The sequence below is a fragment of the Mesorhizobium sp. C120A genome (assembly GCF_030323105.1).
GTDB lineage: Bacteria > Pseudomonadota > Alphaproteobacteria > Rhizobiales > Rhizobiaceae > Mesorhizobium.
Genome location: NZ_CP100476.1, coordinates 3,243,225 through 3,264,450, shown reverse-complemented (window position 1 = coordinate 3,264,450; position 21,226 = coordinate 3,243,225). Strand labels below are relative to the sequence as shown.

The following is a 21,226-nucleotide window of genomic DNA, read 5'->3' as shown; positions in this document are numbered from 1 at the left end:
TTCCGGCGCTCATGAGCAAAAATCCTATCCACATCGTCGGCGGCGGCCTCGCCGGCTCCGAAGCCGCATGGCAGGCAGCACAAGCCGGCGTTCCCGTCATTTTGCATGAGATGCGCCCAGTGCGCGGCACCGATGCGCACAAGACCGATGGGCTGGCCGAACTCGTCTGTTCCAATTCCTTCCGCTCCGACGATGCCGAGAACAATGCCGTCGGCCTGCTGCATGCCGAAATGCGACTGGCCGGCTCGCTGATCATGAGCGCCGGCGACGCCAATCAGGTGCCGGCCGGCGGCGCGCTGGCCGTCGATCGCGACGGCTTCTCCGACGCGGTGACGAAAAGGCTCGAAACGCACCCGCTGATCACCATCGAGCGGGAGGAAGTGCCGGGCTTGCCGCCGGCGGAATGGGACCAGGCGATCATCGCCACCGGCCCGTTGACCGCGCCGTCGCTCGCCCAGTCGATCGCCGAGGCAACCGGCGCCGACGCGCTGGCCTTCTTCGACGCCATCGCCCCGATCATCCATTTCGACACGATCGACATGGACACCTGCTGGTTCCAGTCGCGCTACGACAAGGTTGGGCCCGGCGGCACCGGCAAGGACTACATCAATTGCCCGATGGACAAGGACCAGTATCTCGCCTTCGTACAGGCGCTGGTCGACGGCCAGAAGACCGAATTCAAGCAGTGGGAAGGCACGCCCTATTTCGACGGCTGCCTGCCGATCGAAATCATGGCCGAGCGCGGCGTCGAGACGCTGCGCTACGGGCCGATGAAGCCGATGGGGCTGACCAATGCCCACAATCCGACGGTAAAAGCCTATGCCGTGGTGCAGCTGCGCCAGGACAATGCGCTGGGAACGCTCTACAACATGGTCGGTTTCCAGACCAAGCTGAAGCATGCCGAGCAGGTGCGCGTCTTCCGCACCATTCCGGGCCTGGAAAACGCCGAGTTCGCCCGTCTCGGCGGCCTGCACCGCAACACCTACATCAATTCGCCGACCTTGCTCGACGCCTCGCTGCAGCTGAAGTCGCGGCCGGGCCTGCGCTTTGCCGGCCAGATCACCGGCTGCGAGGGCTATGTCGAGAGCGCGGCGATCGGCCTGCTCGCCGGCCGCTTCGCCGCCGCCGAGCGGCTCGGCCACGCGCCATCGCTGCCACCGCTCACCACCGCCTTCGGCGCCTTGCTCAACCACATCACCGGCGGCCACATCGTTTCCGACGACGAGCCGGGCAAACGCTCGTTCCAGCCGATGAACGTCAATTTCGGCCTGTTCCCGCCGGTGGAAGCACCGAAGACCGAAGGCAAACGCCTGCGCGGCAAGGACAAGACGGTGGCCAAGCGCCACGCGATCACCTCACGCGCGCGGGCAGATTGTCGGGAGTGGCTAGGGCTGCCGGCGCAAACATCGGAAGCTGCTGAATAGCCAAGTCTCAGAGTCCTAACGCGATTGACGTTTACGTCAACTCGCTGGCCAACCCCGCGTTGCGCGCCTGAGCAACAGCCAATGCCGGCGCAGAGCCGAAAGCCGGGCTGCGCCACCAAGCGGCGAGCGGCCATTGGCCATCTTGCCGAGATAGGCGCTGGTCAGCGCCAGCGGCAGGAACGCCGGACGCAGCGTTTCCGGAAGTGCGGACGCCCCTTGCTCGAAAGCGCGGAGATGCTCCTGCGCCAATGCAATCATCGCAGCCACCGCGCGCTGAGCGCCGGGGCCGCCGTCGCCGCTTACGAACTCCTCCGGCGACGAGCCGGCCGCTGCAAGGATATCCGCCGGCACGAAGCATTGCCCGCGTCGGCGATGCAGCGGCAACAGCAGCAACAGGCCGGTCATCGCCTGGGCGCAGCCGGCCCTGCCCGCCAGTTCGGCAAAGCGCGGCGCCTGATTGGGATCGAGCACCATCGCCGCCAGCTGGATCAGCGCGGCCGCCGTCTCGCCGCAATAGCCCTCGAGATCGGTGCGCGACGGCATCGGATCGTCATAGAGGTCGAAGATGCGGGCCTCGAGCATGTTGTCGAAGGCAGTTTTGGGCAGGCCATGGGCAGAAATCGTCGCCTTCAGCGCATCGGCGAGCGGGTTGCCTGTGGCTGCGGCTTCAGCAGCGATGACATCGCGCCACCATTGCAGCCTCACTTCGCCCGGCAATGCCTCGTGGATGCGGTCGCGGACAGACGCGATCTCGGCATTGAAGGCGTAAAGCGAAAACAGCGCCGCGCGCTTGTCGGCCGGTGCATAGAGTGCGCTGACATAGCGGTCATGGTCGCCGGCGCGCACCGCCTCCATGACGATGTCAGCTGTATCGGTCACGTCAGTCGACGGCGATGAGCGCCGCGGCCACGGCGCGGTCTTCGGCAAGCAGCACATTGTAGGTCCGCACCGCTGCCCCCGTCGACATCGGGTCGGAGCCAATGCCAGCCGCCTTCAGCGCCGCCCGAAGTGCTGCCGGCAAGGGCCGCAAATCCTTGCCTGTGCCGACCAGCAGGATCTCGACCTTGTCGGCCTCGGCCAGCAGCAGGTCAAAGTCCGCCGCCGTCAGGGCCAGCGGATCGGCCGGCTCCCAGCCATGGATGCCGGAGGGCAGGCAAAGAAGCGAGCCGCGATGCGACATGTCGGCGAAGCGGAAGCCGCCATTGCCGTAGGCTTCGATCGGCGCCCGTCCGGGGAAATGCGCCTCGCGTATGACGATGCCTTTTGCCACCAGCGCAGCCGTCAGGTCGCCATGGCCTTGCCGCCACCAACCGGCTTCTCCTCATCGGCGCTCGCTCCCTGCGGCCTGAGCCTGAACAGGATCAGCAAGGGCGCTGCGATGAAGATCGACGAATAGGTGCCGAAGACGACGCCGAACAGCATCGCCATGGTGAACGAGCGGATCACCTCGCCGCCGAACAACACCAGCGCCAGCAGCGCCAGGATGGTCGTCACCGAAGTCAGCGTCGTTCTCGAAAGCGTCTCGTTGATGGCGTTGTTCAACAATTGCGGCAGCGGCATTCGTTTGTATTTTCGCAAATCTTCTCGAACACGGTCATAGACGACGATCGTGTCGTTGAGCGAATAGCCGATAATGGTCAGGATCGCAGCCAGCGAAGACTGGTTGAATTCGAGCCCGGTGATGACGAAGAAGCCCAGCGTCATCACCACATCGTGCACCGTCGCCACGATCGCGCCGACCGCGAACTGCCATTCGAAGCGGAACCAGACATAGACCAGGATGCCGATCAGCGCGATGATCATGGCGATCGTGCCTTGCTTGGCCAACTCGCCCGAAACGGTGGGACCCACCACCTCGACGCGGCGAAAATCGTAATTGTCCTGGAGCTCGCCGCGCACCTTGTCGATGACGGTCTGCTCGGCGTTCTCGCCGCCATCCTGGGTGCCGACGCGGATCAGCACGTCGTTCGGCGCGCCGAATTGCTGGACCTGCACTTCACCGATGTTTAGCTCCGACAGCCGGCTTCTGATATCGCCAATATCGGCGTCGCCTTGCTTGGACTGCACCTCGATGATCGAGCCGCCCTTGAAGTCGATGCCGTAATTGATGTCGACGGTCATGAACAGCACGACCGAGAGGACAGACAGCAGGCTGGACAGTGCGAAGGTCCAGCGGCGGATGCCCATGAACGGGATTTTCGTGCCGGCCGGAACGAAGGTCACCGGCGCACGCGGCAATTCCTTCGGACGCGCGCGGCGCAGCCAGATCGACACCAGCAGACGGGTGAAGGTGAAGGCGGTGAACACCGTGGTCAGGATGCCGATGGCATAGGTGATGGCGAAGCCCTTCACCGGTCCGGTGCCGAGATAGAACAGCACGACCGTGGCAATCAGCGACGTCACGTTGGAATCCACGATGGTCGCCAACGCCTTGGTGAAGCCGGTGTCGATCGACTGGATGACCGAACGGCCGGCCCGTCGCTCCTCGCGGATGCGCTCATAGATCAGCACGTTGGAATCGACCGCCATGCCGATGGTCAGCACGATACCGGCAATGCCGGGCAAGGTCAGCGTCGCGCCAAGCAGCGACAAAACCCCGACGATCATCGCCACGTGCACGGCGAGCGCAATGTTGGCGAGGAAGCCGAGAAGTCCGTACGCGACGAACATGAAGGCGACGACGAGAATGGAGCCGATGATGCCGGCGACCTTGCCGGCATGGATCGAATCCTGGCCGAGGCCCGGGCCCACCGTGCGTTCTTCGATCACGGTCAGCTTTGCCGGCAACGCACCGGCGCGCAGCAGCACGGCGAGGTCGTTGGCGCTTTCGGCGGTGAAATTGCCTGAAATCTGGCCGCTGCCGCCGAGGATCGGTTCGCGGATCACCGGCGCCGAAATCACCTGATTGTCGAGGATGATGGCGAACGGCTTGCCGACATTCTGCTGCGTCGCCTGGCCGAACCGTGTCGCACCGCGCGAGTTGAAGACGAACGAAACCACTGGCTCGTTGTTTCGGGAATCATAAGTTGCGGTGGCCTTGGCAAGATCCTCGCCGGACACGATGACGCGATTTTCCACCAGATACGGAACCGGCGGATCGTCCTGCGAATAAAGCACCGAGGAGCCTGCCGGCGGGCGGCCGTTCAGCGCATCCTGCACCGACATCGAGGTATCGACCATCTGGAAGGTCATCTTGGCGGTCTGGCCGATGATCTCCTTCAGCCTTTGCGGATCCTGCAGGCCCGGCACCTGGACGAGCACACGGTCGTCGCCCTGCCGCTGCACGATCGGCTCGGTGGTGCCGAGTTCGTTGACGCGACGCTCGACGACTTCGATCGACTGCGCCAATGCGGCTGAGGTGCGGTATTTGATGCCGGCGTCGGTGACGGTGAATTTGAGCAGCCCGGCTTCGGAATCATCCAGGGACATTTCCTGGATGGAGCCACCGGTGAACAGGCCGGCGGCGACCGGATCGGTCAGCGGCTTAAGCGCCGCCTTGGCGGCATCGATCTGGGTTGGATCGGTGATGCGCACTAGTACGGTCCTGCCGGTGCCGCCAAGGCCGGTATAGCCCACCTTGGCATCGCGCAGCAGCGTGCGGATCTCGTCGCGCGTCGTTTCCAGCTGCGCCTTGACCAGGTCGTTCTGGTCCATCTGCAAGAGGATGTGCGAACCGCCCTGCAGATCGAGACCAAGCGTCATCTGCCGCTTCGGCACCCAGTTGGGCAATTGCGCCAATGTGCTGGCCGGGAAGAGATTTGGCGCGGCAAGGATGAATGTGACGGCCACGGCGATCCAGATCAGGATCATCTTCAGGCGCGAAAAATACAGCATATGGCGTTGTCCGTCAGGGCGTACTGGCGGATCGTTCCGCCGACAATTCGGTTATTTCTTGGCGTTCTTATTTGCCACCGGCTCGCCCTTAACCCGCACTTCGCCGATTGTCGAGCGCGCTGAGGTCAATTTGGCGCTGCCGCCGGCAGCGGTTTCGGCGTCAATCGCCTCTGTCGGTTCCATTCTAATTCTGATCACCGCCGGGCGCTATCGTGCGCTACTCGACTATTTTCAATTGTGCAGGCATCGGTCCGGAACGCAAAAGCAAGGCCAGATCATCGGCGTTCTCCTTTGTAAGGTTGCCCGATATCTGGCCGCGGCCGTTAAGAATTGGCTCGCGGACGACTGGCACCGAAAGCACTTGGTTGTCGAGGATCATCGCAAATAGCTTGCCGACATTCTGCGAGGTCGCCTGCGCAACGCGTGCCGTTGCCCTGGAATCGAAGGTGAACGAAACCGCCGGCTCATTTGTGACGGAGTTGGGAGTCGCCTGAGCATTGACAATGTCGTCACTGGAAACGATCGTTCGGCTCTCAACCAGATAGGGAACCGGTGGATCGTCCTTCGAATAAACCACCACCGAGCCAGCGGGCGTCCGGCCATTGATCGCATCAGCGACCGGCATCGACTCATCAACCCACTGAAAAGTCAGCATTCCGGTTCGGGTGAGAATTCTCCTCAGCCTTTGCAAATCCGCAACGCCCGAGGTCCGGACCAGCATACCGTCTTCGCCCTCTGGCCGCACTACTGGGTCGGCTACACCAAGATCACGCAGGCGATTCTTAATGACCACGATCGACTGCGCAAGCGCGATCGACATCCGATACTTGATACCTGTGTCTGTTACCGTGAACTTGAGCAACGCTGCTCCGGTATCATCCAGGATCACTTCCTGGACCGGACCAGCGCTGCCAAGGACAGGATCAGTCACCGCCTCCAATGCCATCTTGGCCGCGCCGACCTGAGCGGCGTCGGTGATATGCACCTGAACGGCCCGACCCGACTTAGCAAGACCAGTATAGCCGATCCTTGCATCGCGCAGCAGCGTCCTGATTTCGTCACGCGTCGCCTCCAACCGGCGATCGATCACATCGGTCGCGTCCAATCGAAGCAGCACGTCCGCGCCGGCAGCGTGAAGACTGGGCGCGTCGACGAGCATTGTGGCCATAGCAAGCCAGATCAGGATCATTTTCAGGCGCGAAAAATGGACCATACGCCGTCTTTTGTCAGAGCTCTGCCCGCGGATCGCTCCGCTTGGGAAACTGGCTTACTTCTTGGCGTTCTGGTTGGCCACCGGCTCGCCCTTGACCCGAACATCGGCGATCGTCGAGCGCAGCGCCGTCACCTTGGTGCCGCCGCCAAGGTCGATCTCAAGCTCATTGTCGTCGATCACCTTGGTCACCTTGCCGACGAAGCCGCCGCCGGTGATGACCGTGTCGCCACGGCGCACGGCCGAGATCATCTCCTGGCGCTTCTTCAACTGGGCGCGCTGCGGCCGGATGATGAGGAAATACATGATCACGAAGATCAGAACGAACGGGAGTATCATGCCGATATCCCCGAACGGACCAAGCGGAGTTCCGGTAGCTTGGGCGTATGCCGGTGTGACGAACATCAAGAACTCCTGGTTACGAAGAAGGCCGTAGGGCGGCCTCGCCAAATTTGGCCGGAATATAGTGGGTAAAGTTACCAATGCAACTGCGCGGCCGGGCTTTCAGCTGCTTTTCCGGCCGGTTGACCCGTGTTAGAGCATGCTCCCGGAATACGAGCGTGGTTTTCGCAAAAGATCATGCCCAAACAAAAGCTTGGAACCAGTTTCTATCTCGCCCGGATCAAGACGATTTCGGCCCCTACGCACGTTCGTGCGGAAACATAAAAGACGAGACATGACCGACAGCACCATCGAGGCCCTGAACCAAAAGCTCGACCGCCTGATCGAGGCGGTCACCCGCCTCGCCCCGCCGCCGGTGCCGCAAACCGATCTTGCGGTTGCCGATTGCTTCGTCTGGCAGGCCGACCCCGGCTATCTCGAGCCGGTGCGCAAGGTCAACCGCGTCGACATCGGCCTGATCCGCGGCGTCGACCGCGTGCGCGACATTCTGGTCGAAAACACGGAACGTTTCGCCGCCGGCCATGCCGCCAACAATGTGTTGTTGTGGGGTGCGCGCGGCATGGGCAAATCCTCGCTGGTCAAGGCCGTGCATGCGCAGATCAACGCCCAGGCCAAATCCGACCTGCCGCTCAAGCTGATCGAGATCCATCGCGAGGATATCGACACGCTGCCCAGGCTGATGGGCCTGCTGAAGGCGGCGCCGTTTCGCTTCATCCTGTTTTGCGACGACCTCTCCTTCGACCATGACGACACCTCCTACAAGTCGCTGAAGGCAGCCCTTGAAGGCGGCGTCGAGGGCCGCCCGGCCAATGTCATCTTCTACGCCACGTCGAACCGCCGGCACCTGTTGCCGCGCGACATGATCGACAATGAGCGCTCGACCGCCATCAACCCGTCCGAGGCGGTCGAGGAAAAGGTTTCGCTGTCCGACCGTTTCGGCCTGTGGCTCGGCTTCCACAAATGTTCGCAGGACGAATATCTCGACATGGTCAACAGCTATGCCAGCCATCACGGGCTTACCATCGACCCGGAGCGGCTGCGCGCCGACGCCCTGGAATGGGCAACGACACGCGGCAGCCGCTCGGGTCGCGTCGCCTGGCAATTCACCCAGGATTTGGCCGGCCGGCTCGGCAAGCCGCTGAACGACTGATTGATTTCCGTCAGGTCACTGAAAAAGCCCGCCCCTTGCGGAGCGGGCTGAGCCGGCGGGCCGGACTGGAGGTCAGACGGCCTGCAAAACGTTTATTGTTCTATTCGCCCGACTATTCGAGATAGCCAGAGGGGTCGACCGGTGCCGAGTTCTTGCGCACTTCGAAGTGCAGTTTCGGCGAGTCGGTGGTGCCGCTCATGCCCGACAGCGCGATTTCCTGGCCGCGCTTGACCTTCTGGCCGCGCTGCACCTCGATCGACCTGGCGTGGCCATAGACGGTGACCAGCCCGTTTTCGTGGCGCACCAGCACCGTATTGCCGAATTCCTTGAGGCCGTCGCCGGCATAGATGACCACGCCGTTCTCGGCCGCCTTGACCGGCGTCCCCTCAGGCACGGCGATGTCGACACCATCCTTGCCGCCACCAAAATTGGAGATGACGCGGCCACGCACCGGCCAACGCATCTTGCCGATGCCGGTGGCATCGGGCGCAACAGCATCGTCGTCCTCGGCCTGCTGGATAACCTTGGCGTCCTTCTTCGGCGGCGTGTAGGTGGCGAGTGTCTCCGTCGGCTTTGCCGCCGGTTGGGTGGTCGCGGTCGTCACCGGATCAACTTTGGCCGGCTTGGCGCTGGCGACCGTTGCGGTGCCACCTGCCGGAACCTTCAGCGTCTGGCCGATCTTGAGCAGGCCGTCCTGCATGCCGTTCGCCTGCTTCAGCGCCACGACGCCGACGCCGGTCTTCCTGGCGATGGAGGACATGGTGTCGCCCGACTGGACCGTGTAGGTGCCCGCGCCGGCCTTTGGCGCGGCCGAGGCAGTCTGCGCCGGCTTGTCGGTCTTCGGCTTGTTCGCTGCCGAAGCGTCAACCTGCGCGGCGGACTTGCCGTCCTTGAGTTTCGGTTGCTGCGGCAGTACGGCGACCTTCTCCGGCGCCGGCGCCTTGGGGCTGTTTGACGGCTTGCCGTCGGCAAGTTTCGGCTCCGTCCCCTTGCTTGAATAGGCATAGGCCGGGATGACCAGTTTCTGACCGGTCTTCAGCCCCTTGGTGGCGCTCAAGCCGTTGACCTTCATGATCACGTCGGCCGGCACATGATAGCGATGAGCGATGCCGGAAATGGTCTCGCCGTCGCTGACCACGATCTCGGTCGCATGCGGCGTACCAGCCGCAACTGGTTTCGGATCGGAGTCACCGGCATTCTTGAACGGCCTCGCCGGCTGGACGGTGCCGGTGGTCGTTCTGTCGACATGCGGTGCCGGTGCAAGCGCCGGCGCGGAAGCGGTGCGCATCGGAGCAGCTTTGGGCGCGCTCGGCGGCGGCGGCTGCTGCTGGACGGTGACTGGCTCCAGGCTGGAGCGGCTGACCGACTGGTTATGGCTGCCATCGACAGGTGCCGCAGCGATCGGCTCGGCCGCCACATCGCCCGGATAGGGCTGCGCGGTGCTCTGCTTGTCGATGATGGCGCGCTGATTGTTGGTCGAGGAGGTGAAGACGTCGTCGACACCATTGAACCGCGAGACTTGGGAGCTACACCCCGCCGCCACTCCGGCTAGCATGAGGACAGCGCAGCCCCGCGACAGAGTACGCCCGTTTGCCTTCAAAACACTGAATTGCATCGCACTAACCCGCACAGACCCGGTACACACTGGTCATGATTAAAGCGCGTTAATGTTACTGGCGGGTTAACCCCGTAGAATCAGACGCAAATTTTCTTAAAACATTTTCGAATGCGCCGAAGCTGCGTTGATTCAGATCGGCCCGAGTCGAAAATGACAGGTTCTGAGAACCTACGCCGGCCGTAGCCTTCATAGAGCGGAGGCATTTATGACGGCTTCGGCCGGCGAAGGCCGGAGCGGAGCGTACTCAAACACGTGAGCATCGGATGCGCAGGAACCTGCCATTTGCAGGCCGGCCTCACCTGGATTTCAGTGCACCTAAATAACCGCCGCAACGCTGCGCAGGATCGGCTGCAGGCGCACGGTGCCGATATCCTCGCGCTCGAAGCGGCTGCCGACCTTGGTCAGCTTGGCCAGCACCTGCTCGCCCTCCTCCGGCCCGATCGGGGCAATGACGATGCCGCCGCTCGACAATTGGTCGAGCAGGAAGCGCGGCAGGCTGTCGAAAGCCGCCCAGGCTACGATGCGGTCGAACGGCGCTTCGTTGGCAAGGCCGTTGGAACCATCGGCCTGGCGCACGATGACATTGCCGATGCCGAGCGCCTCGAAGCGTTGCCTGGCCTGCTCGGCCAGCGTCCTGTAGCGGTCGACGCTGACGATGCGAGCCGCGAGCCGCGACATCACCGCTGCCGTGTAGCCCGAGCCGGTGCCGATCTCGAGCACCCGGTTGCCGGGCTCTATTGCCAGGGCCGCAATCACCGCCGCCTGCAGGTCGGCGCCCTCGATCGCCTCGCCGCACTCGATCGGCAGCATCCCGTCCGACCAGGCGATCGAATGGAACTGGCCGTTGAGGAAGCCGCGCCGCGGCGTCGCCTCGAAGGCTGCGATCAGCGCCTTCGGCACCGCGCCTTGGCCGCGCAGGCGCAGCAGGAAAGCGGCAAAACCCTCGCGATCGTCGAGCGGCAAGTTCATGCCAGAACCTTCTTCATGCGAACACCTTATTCAGACAGCGCCTTGGTCAGTTGGTCACGGATTTCATGCGCGGTGAGGTCAAGCTGCAGCGGCGTCACAGACACGAGCCGGTTGTGCAGAGCATGGAGATCGGTGCCTTGCTTGCCCTCGACCGGCTCGCGGCCGAAGCGCAGCCAGTAATAAGGCAGGCCGCGCCCGTCGCGGCGCTCGTCGACCCAAAGGCTGTGCACCAGCTTGCCCTGCGACGTCACGACGGTGCCGGCAACCTCGTCAGGCAGGCAGTTGGGAAAGTTGGCGTTGAGCAGCACGCCGTCCGGCAGCGGCATGGCGACGAGCTTTTTCAGCAACGCCGGCGCCAGCGCCTCGGTGGTCTCATAGGGAACGACGCGGTCCTCGCCGACATAGGAATAACCCTGGCTGAGTGCGATCGAGCGGATGCCGAGCAGCGCGCCTTCCATGGCGCCGGCGACGGTGCCGGAATAGGTGACGTCGTCGGCGATGTTGGCGCCGGAATTGACACCGGACAGGATCAGGTCCGGCGCGCCAGGCAGGATCTTCTTGACGCCCATGATGACGCAGTCGGTCGGCGTGCCGCGCACGGCGTAGTGTTTCTCGCCGATCTTGCGCAGCCGGAGCGGCTCCGAGATCGACAGCGAGTGCGCGTAGCCGGACTGGTCCTGCTCCGGCGCCACGACCCAGACATCGTCCGACAGCGTGCGGGCGATGCGTTCGAGCGACGCCAGGCCCTCGGCATGGATGCCGTCATCATTGGTCAGGAGGATGCGCATTACTTCGATTCGATCTTCGCCAGACCGCCCATATAAGGCCGCAGCACTTCAGGAATGGTTACGCTGCCATCCTCATTCTGGTAGTTTTCGATGACGGCAATCAGCGCACGGCCGACAGCGGTGCCCGAACCGTTCAGCGTGTGCACAAAGCGGTTGCCCTTGCCATCCTGGTCCTTGTAGCGGGCATCCATGCGCCTGGCCTGGAAGTCGCCGCAGACCGAGCAGGACGAGATTTCGCGATAGGCGTTCTGTCCCGGCAGCCAGACCTCGATGTCGTAGGTCTTGCGCGCGCCAAACCCCATGTCGCCCGTGCACAGGACCATGGTGCGGAACGGCAGCTCCAGTCGCTTCAGCACCTCTTCCGCGCACTGCGTCATCCGCTCGTGCTCGGCGAGCGAAGACTCCTGGTCGGTGACCGAGACCAGCTCGACCTTGTAGAACTGGTGCTGGCGCAACATGCCGCGCGTGTCGCGGCCGGCGGAGCCCGCTTCCGAGCGGAAACACGGCGTCAGCGCCGTATAGCGCAGCGGCAGCTTTTCATGGGCCGTGATTTCTTCGCGCACCAGGTTGGTGAGCGGGACCTCGGCGGTTGGAATCAACCCGAGCCGGCCATCGCCATGCTGCACGAAGAACAGGTCGTCCTCGAATTTCGGCAGCTGGTTGGTCCCGAAAAGCACTTCGTCGCGCACCATCAGTGGCGGGATGACTTCTTCATAGCCATGCTCGGTCGTGTGCAGATCGAGCATGAACTGGCCGATGGCGCGCTCCATCCGCGCCAGCCCGCTCTTCAGCACGGTGAAGCGTGATCCCGACAGCTTTGCCGCCCGCTCGAAATCCATCATGCCGAGCGCTTCGCCGATCTCGAAATGCTCCTTCACCCAGTTCGGCCGAGTCGGCACCTCGCCGACGATATGCTTGACGACATTGTCGTGCTCGTCCTTGCCGACCGGCACGTCGTCGAGCGGCACATTCGGCAGCACCGCCAGCGCATCGTTCAGCGCCTTGTCGAGCTCGCGCTCGCGCGCCTCGCCATTCTGGATGAAGGTCTTGATATCGCCGACTTCGGCCTTGAGCTTTTCGGCAAGTGCCGTGTCGCCCGAACGCATGGCGTTGCCGATCTCCTTCGAGGCGGCGTTGCGGCGTTCCTGCTTGGTCTGCAGCTCGGTGACGTGCTCGCGCCGCGCTTCGTCCTTCTTGATCAGCTCATCGGCCGTGGACTGCGCCTCGTCAGCCGACCACGAGCGCTTGGCCAGCGCCTCGACAAGGGCCTTCGGGTTGTCGCGAATCCATTTGATATCAAGCATGGTTGGTTCGTCCTCAGAATAAGGCTGAGGGGGTAAACCGCATCCTTCATCGATGCAAGATGAGGGTCAGCGGCTGTCGCGTTTTTCCGCTAACGCGGATACCCGAACGCGACAGCCTATGAACGAGCCTGCTTTGAGGACGCGTCCGCCGCCTTTTCGGCCACGGCTTCGGCGGCTTCCTGCTTCTCGCGCGCCAGCTTCTGCTTGACCTGATCGCGCTCGATCAGCCGGGCCGCCCAGATCGACACCTCGTAGAGCAGGATGGTCGGGATGGCCAAACCGATCTGGCTCATCGGATCAGGCGGCGTCAGGACCGCCGCGACGACGAAGGCGATGACGATCGCCCATTTGCGCTTCTCGGCCAGCGCCTTCGACGACAGCATGCCGACGCGCGTCATCAGGCTGGTCACCACCGGCAGCTGGAACACCAGGCCGAAGGAGAAGATCAGCGTCATGATCAGGCTGAGATATTCCGACACTTTCGGCAGCAGCGAAATCTGCACCTGGTCGTCGGTGCCGGCCTGCTGCATGGCGAGGAAGAACCACATCACCATCGGCGTGAAGAAGAAATAGACCAGCGACGCTCCCATCAGGAACAGGATCGGCGATGCGATAAGGAACGGCAGGAACGCGTTGCGTTCGTTCTTGTAGAGGCCTGGCGCGATGAATTTGTAGATCTGCGTGGCGATCAGCGGAAAGGCGATGACCATGCCGCCGAACATGGCGAGCTTGACCTGGGTGAAGAAGAATTCCTGCGGCGCCGTATAGATCAGCTCGACCTTGTGCGGATCGAGCCCGGCCCACTGCGTGGCCCACTTGAACGGAACGACCAAAAGATTGAACAGCTTCTTGGCAAAGAAGAAGCAGACGAGGAAGGCGACGAAGAAACCGCCGATCGACCAGATCAGCCGCCGGCGCAGTTCGATCAGATGCTCCATCAGCGGAGCCGACGACTTCTCGATCTCGTCCTTTTCGCTGTCCGTAATGCTCACTTGGCGGCCCCCGCCGTCTTCTTGGACGCGGGCTTCGTGGCCGGCGCAGGCTTCGGCTCAGCCTTTGCGACTGCCTTCGGTGCCGCAGCGGGCTTGGTGGCGGCTTTTCCGGGTGCAGCCTTGGCGGGCGCCGCTGACGGCTTGGCCGCAACCTTCGCCGCAGGCGCCGGCTTTGCCGGTGCTGCCTTGGCTGCCGTTGTTTTGGTTGCCGGGGCCTTTGATATCGCAGCCCCCTTGGCGCGCGCGTTTCGTGGCGCTGCCGTTGCTGCAGCCGGTGTCACCACCGCCTCGTCGGTCATCGCCGGAAGGATCGGCGCCGCCGGCGCTGTTTCCGGTCCGTTGACACCCGGCATCACCGTTGCGCCGTTCTTGAGCGGCTCGGCCGCCTGTGGTGTTTCTGCCGCCGGCGTTGAGGGGTCGACGGCGGGCTTCGGCTTCATAACCGCATCGACGCCGGAGCGAACCTCGGCTGCCGCCTGTTCGAACGGATTGAGCTGCTTGCGGATCTCGGCCGCCGGATTGAGGCCGCGCAGCGTATCGACCGACTTCTTGACGTCGTCGAGCTCGGCTTCCTTCAGCGCCTCGTTGAACTGCTTCTGGAAGTCGGAGGCCATGGCACGCAGCTTCGCCGTCGTGCGGCCGAAGGTGCGCAGCATATTGGGCAAATCCTTGGGTCCGACGACCACGATCATGACGATCGCGATCACCAGCATTTCGGTCCAGCCGACTTCAAACATGGCAATCAGTTCCGACTAGTGCTTGTCGCCCAAAAGTGCGAAGCGGTTTGGGGCAACGACTTGCAAAAGCAACAAACCTTCGGCTCAGCTCTTGCTGGCCTTTTCCTTCACTGCCGAAACGGTCTCGTCCGGGCGGTGCTCGACGGTGCGCTTGTCTTCGGCGGTATCGTCGTCGGCCATGCCCTTCTTGAAGCTCTTGATGCCCTTGGCCATGTCGCCCATCAGCTCGGGTATCTTGCCGCGGCCGAACACCAGCAGCACGATCACCAGCACGATCATCCAGTGCCAAATCGAAAATGAACCCATTGTAACTCTCTCTCGAATGTTTTCCCTGGCGATGATCTATGCGTTTTCGCGTTGGGATTCAAACACAACAGCGACAAAGTTTATGAAGGCGCGGCTTATGTCACGCATTTTCGGCAAAGCTGCCCGCTACCAATCGGCGCATCTACCGCAGCAATGCAGCTTTTTGACAGCCGCTTGCGGTCAATCTTCCGTGACGCGCGGCGTCAGCAGGCCGAGTTCCTCGAGATCGATGTCGGTCAACGCATCCTCGTCCTCGGTCAGCGCGTCCGGATCGGCCGGCGGCAACGGGATGGCGAAATTCGACGGCATTCGGCCGGAAAGCAGCCCTGCCCCCTTCAGTTCGTCCATGCCGGGAAGATCGCGGATATCCTCCAGTGCGAAATGGTCGAGGAAAGTGTCTGTCGTGCCGTAGGTGACGGGACGGCCGGGCGTGCGGCGGCGGCCGCGCATGCGCACCCATTCCGTTTCGAGCAGCGTATCCAGCGTGCCCTTCGAGGTCTCGACGCCTCTGATGTCCTCGATCTCGGCGCGCGTCACCGGCTGGTGGTAGGCGATGATCGCCAGCACTTCGAGCGCCGCGCGCGACAGCTTGCGCTGCTGCACCGTGTCGCGGCTCATCAGGAAGGCGAGATCGCCGGCGGTACGGAAAGCCCAGGCATCGCCGACCCGGACCAGATTGACGCCGCGCCGCGCATAGATCTGCTGCAGCTCAGCCATGGCAGCGGCAATGCTGATGCCATCGGGCAATCTGGCTGCGAGCTGCTTTTCGCTGACCGGCTCGGCGCTGGCGAACACGATCGCCTCGGCCATGCGTATGGCTTCGGCCATATGCAGCCGTTCGCCAGGATTCAGAAGCAGGGTATCAATCGGGTCCTGGGCGATAATGCCCTCCTCGGTCTCTTCTTCGACCTTGAACGGAATGACCGAAGCGTTGGCGCGTTCGCTCATGATGCCACCTCGACTGCCTTGATTGGTTGCGCGCGGCCGCGCAGATAGAGCGGCGCGAACACCTGGTCCTGTCGCATCTCGATGCTGCCTTCGCGCACCAGTTCCAGCGACGCCGCAAACGAGCTGGCAATCGCGGTACGCCGTTCGTCCGGGCTGGTCAGGTAATTGATCAGATAGCTGTCCAGCGCCGTCCAGTCGCGCAGCGAGCCGATCAGCCGGGTCAGGATATCGCGCGCATCCTTGAGCGACCACACGCCACGCCGGGCAATTGTCACATTGGTGATCGCCTGTTTCTGGCGCTGCTGCGCATAGGCGGTGAGCAAATCGTAGAGCGAGGCCGAATAGGCGTTACGCTTCTCGACGATGACCATCTCAGGCATGCCGCGTGCAAACACGTCGCGGCCGAGCCGGTTGCGGTTGACCAGCCTTGCCGAGGCGTCGCGCATGGCCTCCAGACGCTTCAGCCGGAACTGCAGCACCGCGGCCAGTTCCTCGCCGCTTTCGCCTTCTTCGCCGGGCTGCTTGGGGATGAGGAGCTTCGACTTGAGGAAGGCCAGCCACGCCGCCATCACCAGGTAGTCGGCGGCAAGCTCAAGCCTTAGCGCCCTCGCCGTCTCGACGAAGGTCAGATACTGCTCGACCAGCGCCAAGATGGAAATCCGCGACAGATCGACCTTTTGGTTGCGGGCGAGATGCAGCAAGAGATCGAGCGGACCTTCGAACCCGGCGACGTCGACGACAAGCGACGGGTCGCCGGTGACCCGTGAATCGTCGTTCTCGGCCCACAGACGGTCCATCGGTGCGGCCTTCGCAGCCTTGCTGTCCAATGTTTCCGCCACTTGTTCCTTTACCTCTGGTTAGAGCATGATGCCGAAAAGTGTGAAACGGTTTTCGGACGACATCATGCTCTCTCTATCTAATTTAGAGACGGATTCAGATTTCAGGTCGAACAGACCTGAAATCATCCGTCTCTAGGCCACCGCATCGAAATAGGTGGCAAACTCGGCGCGTATCTCGGTTTCGTCGGCCCGGTCGCGATCCCTTATATAGGTCAGCGCCCGGTTGGCGCGCTCCAGCGACGTCCCTTCAAGTCCCGTGGTTCGCGATGCGATGCCTGCCATCTCCTCGAAAACGCCATTGCAGTGAAGGACCAGATCGCAGCCCGCCGCAAGGATCGAGGCCGCCTTTGTCGGGAAATCCCCAGAAAGTGCCTTCATCGAGGTGTCATCGCTCATCAACAGCCCGTCGAAGCCGATCTCGCGGCGGATGATCTCGTCGATGACCTTGCCTGAGGTGGTCGCTGGGTTGTTCGGATCGATGGCGCTGTAGACGACATGCGCCGTCATCGCCATCGGCAGATGGCTAAGCTCGCGGAACGGGGCGAAATCATGCCGCTGCAGGTCGCTCAGCGAGGCATCGACCACAGGCAGTTCGAAATGCGTGTCGGCAAAGGCGCGCCCGTGACCCGGAATGTGCTTCATGACCGGCAGCACGCCGCCCGACATCAGCCCTTCCGCCGCCGCGCGGCCGAGTTCGATGACCGGGCGCGGCTCCTTGCCATAGGCGCGCGCGCCGATGACGTCGCTGGCGCCCTCGATCGGCACGTCCAGCACCGGCAGGCAATCGGCAGAGATACCGTAGCGTAACAGGTCGAAGGCATGCAGCCGCGCCATCAGCCAGGCAGCGCGGGTGCCGGCATCATGGTCCTTGCGCCACAATGCACCGAGCGCGCCGCCGGCGGGATAGTTCGGCGCCAGCGGGGGCCGCAGGCGCTGCACCCGGCCACCTTCCTGGTCGATGAACACCAGCGCATCGGGGCGCCCGATACAGTCGCGCATTTCGGCGACCAGATCGCGGATCTGCTCGGTTTCGCCGATGTTGCGCGCAAACAGGATGAAGCCCCACGGGCATTCATTGCGATAGAAACGGATTTCTTCGCGGGTCAGCGATTTCCCGGCACAGCCGAGGATCATGGATTTTGATTCGGTCATTCCACCAGTTTAGGGCTTCGCGCCGGCAAAGGGAATCTCCCCGGACGGCAAGCGCCTCAACCTCTCGCCCATCCACATGAAAAAGCCGGCGCGACCGTTGGGAACGCACCGGCTCTGATAATTGGATCCGGCCTTACCGAGACACGAAGCAGTTGCCGCCGGCAGCCTTGTAGCTGGTGCACAGATTGATCGCATCGTTGCGCGATTGCGCAGGCACCCGGACACGGTAGAAGGTGCCCTTGCCGGCGATCTCCGCCTTGACGATGTTGGCGGTGCGACCGGCGAGCACATTTCCATAGCGGCGCTGCAGGTCGGCGTAGTTGGCCTGGGCGCTTTCGACCGTCGGCTGCGAAGCGATCTGCATCGACCACGAACCGCCCGATGTCGAAGCCGTCGCCGGGATGGAGGCAACCTGGTCGGGCTTGACCTCGCCGACCACGTCGACCGGCTGGTCGGACGGGCGCTGCGGCGCTACGGCAACCGTCTGCGGCGTGTTGGCGGACTGGGTCTCAGCCTTCGGCGTGGCCGCCGGCTTCACCGGCTTGACCGGCTTGGCGGTCTCGGCACTTGCCTGGTCGCTATTTGCCTGATCGGCAGGCGCCACGGTGCCGGTCTGCTCGGCATCGGCCGAAGGGGCGACGTGCTGCGGCGCCGGGTCAAGCGGCTCAGTCGCCGCAACCTGTGGCGCGGCCGGCGTCGAGTCCTCGCGGGCCACCAACGAGCCGTCGGGCTTGACCACCATGGTCCGCACCTTGCGCGGGGCAACGGCGACGGTATCGGGGTTCTTGTCGGCTTCCTGCAGCACCTGAGCGATGCGGTCCTCGGACTTTGGCGCCGGCGCGACAGCCGCGTCGGGGTTGACGGCAGCTTCGGGGTTGACGGCAGCTTCGGGGTTGCCGGCAGCGTTGGGGCCTGGGGCAGTATCGTCGGGCGACAGATCGACGACGCGGCTTTCAGGCTCCTGCGCCTTCACATCGACCGGCTCTTCGGTGTTGGTGACCAGCTTCTCCTGAACCGGCTCGGCCGGCTTGGTGCCCTTGGCGACCGCATCATAAACCTTGTTGTCCTGGTTCGGCACCACGGCGCCGCCCGGATTTTCGGGCTTGACCTTGATCGGCCTGTTGTCGGCTTTGACAATGACCGGCGCATCGCTGCCGCCCTTTCCGCCGAACGACAAGGCGAAGGCGCCAAGGCCGCCGGCAATCGCAACCGCAGCAACGACCCCCGCGACCAGCAGGCCGCTCCTGCGCGGCCGTGCGGCTTCCTGCTCGGCGAGGCCCGGCACCGCCATTGCCTCGTCCAGATCCGGATCGTAGTCGAGTTCGTCGACCGCGAAATCGTCGGCCTGCGAAACCGGCTGGCTGCCGGGCAGATCGTCCATGTCGAAGCCGCCGGCGGCATCGGCGTGGTGAGCTTGCGTGGCTGCAAGCACTTCGGCTGGCCGCGCCGCATAGGCGCGCTGGTCGAGCTCGTGGCCCGAACTGAAGCCGGAACTGTAGGAATCGTCATCATAGCCGGCACTGCGTGCGGCAGTGGGCGGCGCCACTTCCACCGCGTTCATCTCGTTGAGCATGCCGGCGAATTCGGCGTCGATGTCGTCATAGGCGGCCGGCTCGTCTTGCTCGAAGCTGAGTTCTGGAATGTCGAGGTCGTCGGCAATCGCCACCACACGCTCCGGCACATCGACCGTCTCGACATCCGGCATCTCGTCATAGGCCTGAGGCGGCGCCTGGCGCGATGGCGTCGGCGCCACATAGGCAGCAGCTGCAACCGGCTGGTCGCGATAGCTTGGCGCTGCCGCCGGCGGCATGGACGGCTTTTCTGCAAAAGAAGGTTGCGGCTGCGCTGCAAAGGAAGGCTGGGCCGGGGTGGGAGTCACGCGGCTCCACGAACGCGCCGGCTCCGGCGGCGTCGAGCGCCAATCGCCAGCGACCGGTGCTGCCGTGTCATTACCGAGATCGATGCCCTTGGCGAGCGCCGCATCGAAGGCATGATCATCGAACTCGATCTCGGGCTCATGGCCCTCGAGTTCGCCGGCAAGCAGATCGTCGAAATCGGCATCGTCCGCCCGGGCCTCCTGAGGAGCCGGCGCGTGTTCGTCCAGGTCCCAGTCGAGATTATCGACCGGAGCGACCGGCGTTGCGACGGACCGCTGCACCGGGGCAACCGGCTCATAAGTCCTGGCGGGCTCGATGGCGGCAGCCCTGGTGGGCTCGGTGACGACCGGAATCGGCGCGACTGGCGCCGGGCGTGGTGTGGTCATGGCGCCAAGCAGCGCGTTGAGTTCATCTTCCAACGTCCGTTCGTCAGCGACCGGAGCGGCCGGGGTCGCCATATTGGTAGGCGCCACATAGGCTGGTGCGACCGGAGTTGGCTGAACCGGAGTGGGTGCGATCTCGGCAACCGGCTCGTGATCGGCAAGCGCATCATCGATGCTCAGATCGAAATCGTCGAATGCTTCGTGCGCAGTCTCATGAGAGGGGCTGGCCTCCACAGTCCAGGCCGGCGTCTCGTTCACTTCCGGCGCATCCATCTCAACCGGCGCGCTGGCCTGCAGATCGCTGACATCCAGATCGCGCTCTTCCGGATCCTCGGCCTCAACAGGCTGAGCCTCGAAAGCCTGAGGCTCGAAATGCTCGGCCGCAAAATCCTGGGCTGCAAAATCCTGGGCCGCAAAGTCCATGTCGACATCGGCCATCGCGTCATCGAAATGACCCGCAAAATCCTCGTCGGCAACAGTGTGGTCGGCGACTCCGACGACCGGCGCCTCGGCTACTGGCGCGGCATACTGGTCCTGCGCCGGCGCAGGACCGTCCAGCGTCAGCTCGTCTTCCAGCGACATCGAGACGGCATTGTCGAAATCATCGTCGAACGCGACATCGTCGGCGGGCGCAGCAGCAACCTGGGCTACATCTGCGGCATGGGCGACGGTCGCATCGTCATCGAGCAGCAACCCCTGCTCGAGCGAAGCGGCAAGCTCGTCATCAATCGGCAGGTCGTCTTCGAGCGGCGATACGTTTTCCAGTGAACTGGCCACGGCATTGTCGAAATCGTCATCGAATGCAGCTTCGTCGAATGCGGGCTCGGCAAACCAAGGTTCGGCAACCGAGGGTTCAACGGGAGCAGCCGCAGCCTGCGGGGCAGCGCCGAAATCCAGATCGGCGGCATCGTCGAAGACGAAATCATATTCCAGCGAAGCAGCCAGCGCATCGTCCATCGCGGCATCGGTGGTTTCGAAAGCCGGCTCGCGAATCTCGGCAGCAGGTTCGTAGGGCTCAGCGGCAGGCTGGTGAACCTCGGGAGCTGGCTGGCTGGCCTCCATGGAACCGACTTCATCGCCGAATTCGCCCATCAACTCCTTCTCGAGGTCGATGTCGAAATCGCCCTCGTCCGCAGCCGTCTCGACGGCTGGCGCCTGCGGCTTGACCGGCTGGCGCGGATCGAAACCCATGATCCTGGTCAGTTCAGCGAACGGATCATCTTCGGCGATGTCGTTGTTGTCGGCTACTCTCAGCTGGGTTCTGTCTGCCATTATTGTTCCCGAACTCGCACT

The 21,226-nt window shown here is 63.4% G+C and carries 18 protein-coding genes; 2 read left to right on the top strand and 16 right to left on the bottom strand.

Annotated features, from left to right (window positions below; translation table 11 throughout):
• Positions 1-11: 11 nt before the first annotated feature.
• Positions 12-1,424, top strand: a complete 1,413-nt coding sequence (trmFO, locus tag NL532_RS15730) for a methylenetetrahydrofolate--tRNA-(uracil(54)-C(5))-methyltransferase (FADH(2)-oxidizing) TrmFO (protein WP_023818118.1) — start codon at positions 12-14, stop codon at positions 1,422-1,424.
• Between the two features lie 36 nt (positions 1,425-1,460).
• Here the strand turns inward: trmFO and NL532_RS15725 are convergent, their stop codons facing one another.
• The 5 genes from NL532_RS15725 to yajC form a co-directional block, all read right to left on the bottom strand.
• Positions 1,461-2,279 (bottom strand): phytoene/squalene synthase family protein, encoded by an 819-nt coding sequence (locus tag NL532_RS15725; protein ID WP_023739010.1) that lies wholly within the window; start codon positions 2,277-2,279, stop codon positions 1,461-1,463.
• Positions 2,280-2,304: 25 nt separating this feature from the next.
• The gene (locus NL532_RS15720; RefSeq protein ID WP_023667676.1) at positions 2,305-2,694 is read right to left on the bottom strand and encodes an Mth938-like domain-containing protein; all 390 of its coding nucleotides are present in this window, start codon (positions 2,692-2,694) and stop codon (positions 2,305-2,307) included.
• Positions 2,695-2,705: 11 nt separating this feature from the next.
• Positions 2,706-5,258: a protein translocase subunit SecDF gene (gene secDF, locus NL532_RS15715; RefSeq protein ID WP_023829907.1), complete on the bottom strand. Its 2,553-nt coding sequence runs from the start codon at positions 5,256-5,258 to the stop codon at positions 2,706-2,708.
• A gap of 217 nt (positions 5,259-5,475) precedes the next feature.
• Positions 5,476-6,471, bottom strand: coding sequence for a SecDF P1 head subdomain-containing protein (locus NL532_RS15710; RefSeq protein WP_023688225.1), 996 nt, complete (start codon positions 6,469-6,471; stop codon positions 5,476-5,478).
• Positions 6,472-6,525: 54 nt separating this feature from the next.
• The gene (gene yajC, locus NL532_RS15705) at positions 6,526-6,873 is read right to left on the bottom strand and encodes a preprotein translocase subunit YajC (protein ID WP_023667680.1); all 348 of its coding nucleotides are present in this window, start codon (positions 6,871-6,873) and stop codon (positions 6,526-6,528) included.
• A gap of 271 nt (positions 6,874-7,144) precedes the next feature.
• On the opposite strand from yajC, the gene NL532_RS15700 reads away from it, so the two are divergent.
• Positions 7,145-8,020, top strand: a complete 876-nt coding sequence (locus NL532_RS15700; protein WP_023823010.1) for an ATP-binding protein — start codon at positions 7,145-7,147, stop codon at positions 8,018-8,020.
• A gap of 112 nt (positions 8,021-8,132) precedes the next feature.
• On the opposite strand, the gene NL532_RS15695 is transcribed toward NL532_RS15700, so the two are convergent.
• From NL532_RS15695 to NL532_RS15645, 11 genes are all read right to left on the bottom strand, one after another.
• A complete protein-coding gene (locus NL532_RS15695; protein ID WP_023823011.1) occupies positions 8,133-9,635 on the bottom strand; it encodes a peptidoglycan DD-metalloendopeptidase family protein in 1,503 nt (500 codons plus the stop codon).
• 318 nt (positions 9,636-9,953) lie between these two features.
• Entirely contained in the window at positions 9,954-10,607 is a 654-nt protein-coding gene (locus NL532_RS15690; protein ID WP_023823012.1) for a protein-L-isoaspartate(D-aspartate) O-methyltransferase, read from the bottom strand.
• Positions 10,608-10,633: 26 nt separating this feature from the next.
• Positions 10,634-11,395: a 5'/3'-nucleotidase SurE gene (surE, locus tag NL532_RS15685; protein WP_023823013.1), complete on the bottom strand. Its 762-nt coding sequence runs from the start codon at positions 11,393-11,395 to the stop codon at positions 10,634-10,636.
• Positions 11,395-12,699 carry a serine--tRNA ligase gene (gene serS / locus NL532_RS15680; protein ID WP_023823014.1) on the bottom strand — a complete coding sequence of 435 codons (1,305 nt, stop codon included), beginning with the start codon at positions 12,697-12,699 and terminating at the stop codon, positions 11,395-11,397. Before serS ends, surE begins: the two co-directional genes overlap by 1 nt.
• Before the next feature lie 116 nt (positions 12,700-12,815).
• Positions 12,816-13,691, bottom strand: coding sequence for a twin-arginine translocase subunit TatC (gene tatC, locus NL532_RS15675; protein ID WP_023667686.1), 876 nt, complete (start codon positions 13,689-13,691; stop codon positions 12,816-12,818).
• A complete protein-coding gene (tatB, locus tag NL532_RS15670) occupies positions 13,688-14,428 on the bottom strand; it encodes a Sec-independent protein translocase protein TatB (protein WP_023829906.1) in 741 nt (246 codons plus the stop codon). The genes tatC and tatB overlap by 4 nt, the downstream gene beginning before the upstream one ends.
• Before the next feature lie 84 nt (positions 14,429-14,512).
• Positions 14,513-14,734, bottom strand: a complete 222-nt coding sequence (locus tag NL532_RS15665; protein ID WP_023681650.1) for a twin-arginine translocase TatA/TatE family subunit — start codon at positions 14,732-14,734, stop codon at positions 14,513-14,515.
• 180 nt (positions 14,735-14,914) lie between these two features.
• Positions 14,915-15,682 carry an SMC-Scp complex subunit ScpB gene (gene scpB / locus NL532_RS15660; RefSeq protein WP_023823016.1) on the bottom strand — a complete coding sequence of 256 codons (768 nt, stop codon included), beginning with the start codon at positions 15,680-15,682 and terminating at the stop codon, positions 14,915-14,917.
• Positions 15,679-16,479, bottom strand: a complete 801-nt coding sequence (locus NL532_RS15655) for a segregation and condensation protein A (protein ID WP_023667690.1) — start codon at positions 16,477-16,479, stop codon at positions 15,679-15,681. Before NL532_RS15655 ends, scpB begins: the two co-directional genes overlap by 4 nt.
• A gap of 174 nt (positions 16,480-16,653) precedes the next feature.
• Entirely contained in the window at positions 16,654-17,673 is a 1,020-nt protein-coding gene (gene nagZ / locus NL532_RS15650) for a beta-N-acetylhexosaminidase (protein ID WP_023688217.1), read from the bottom strand.
• A 133-nt stretch (positions 17,674-17,806) separates the two neighbouring features.
• Entirely contained in the window at positions 17,807-21,205 is a 3,399-nt protein-coding gene (locus NL532_RS15645; RefSeq protein WP_023829905.1) for an SPOR domain-containing protein, read from the bottom strand.
• Positions 21,206-21,226: the final 21 nt, after the last annotated feature.

What these genes read in the sequence shown, in the direction of transcription:
- serS (WP_023823014.1), bottom strand. Translation starts at nt 12,699, where the DNA reads ATGCTTGATATCAAATGGATTCGCGACAACCCGAAGGCCCTTGTCGAG.
- NL532_RS15665 (WP_023681650.1), bottom strand. Translation starts at nt 14,734, where the DNA reads ATGGGTTCATTTTCGATTTGGCACTGGATGATCGTGCTGGTGATCGTG.
- yajC (WP_023667680.1), bottom strand. Translation starts at nt 6,873, where the DNA reads ATGTTCGTCACACCGGCATACGCCCAAGCTACCGGAACTCCGCTTGGT.
- NL532_RS15700 (WP_023823010.1), top strand. Translation starts at nt 7,145, where the DNA reads ATGACCGACAGCACCATCGAGGCCCTGAACCAAAAGCTCGACCGCCTG.
- scpB (WP_023823016.1), bottom strand. Translation starts at nt 15,682, where the DNA reads ATGAGCGAACGCGCCAACGCTTCGGTCATTCCGTTCAAGGTCGAAGAA.
- nagZ (WP_023688217.1), bottom strand. Translation starts at nt 17,673, where the DNA reads ATGACCGAATCAAAATCCATGATCCTCGGCTGTGCCGGGAAATCGCTG.
- NL532_RS15695 (WP_023823011.1), bottom strand. Translation starts at nt 9,635, where the DNA reads ATGCAATTCAGTGTTTTGAAGGCAAACGGGCGTACTCTGTCGCGGGGC.
- NL532_RS15710 (WP_023688225.1), bottom strand. Translation starts at nt 6,471, where the DNA reads ATGGTCCATTTTTCGCGCCTGAAAATGATCCTGATCTGGCTTGCTATG.
- tatB (WP_023829906.1), bottom strand. Translation starts at nt 14,428, where the DNA reads ATGTTTGAAGTCGGCTGGACCGAAATGCTGGTGATCGCGATCGTCATG.
- NL532_RS15655 (WP_023667690.1), bottom strand. Translation starts at nt 16,479, where the DNA reads ATGGACCGTCTGTGGGCCGAGAACGACGATTCACGGGTCACCGGCGAC.
- surE (WP_023823013.1), bottom strand. Translation starts at nt 11,395, where the DNA reads ATGCGCATCCTCCTGACCAATGATGACGGCATCCATGCCGAGGGCCTG.
- trmFO (WP_023818118.1), top strand. Translation starts at nt 12, where the DNA reads ATGAGCAAAAATCCTATCCACATCGTCGGCGGCGGCCTCGCCGGCTCC.
- NL532_RS15725 (WP_023739010.1), bottom strand. Translation starts at nt 2,279, where the DNA reads ATGGAGGCGGTGCGCGCCGGCGACCATGACCGCTATGTCAGCGCACTC.
- secDF (WP_023829907.1), bottom strand. Translation starts at nt 5,258, where the DNA reads ATGCTGTATTTTTCGCGCCTGAAGATGATCCTGATCTGGATCGCCGTG.
- NL532_RS15645 (WP_023829905.1), bottom strand. Translation starts at nt 21,205, where the DNA reads ATGGCAGACAGAACCCAGCTGAGAGTAGCCGACAACAACGACATCGCC.
- NL532_RS15690 (WP_023823012.1), bottom strand. Translation starts at nt 10,607, where the DNA reads ATGAACTTGCCGCTCGACGATCGCGAGGGTTTTGCCGCTTTCCTGCTG.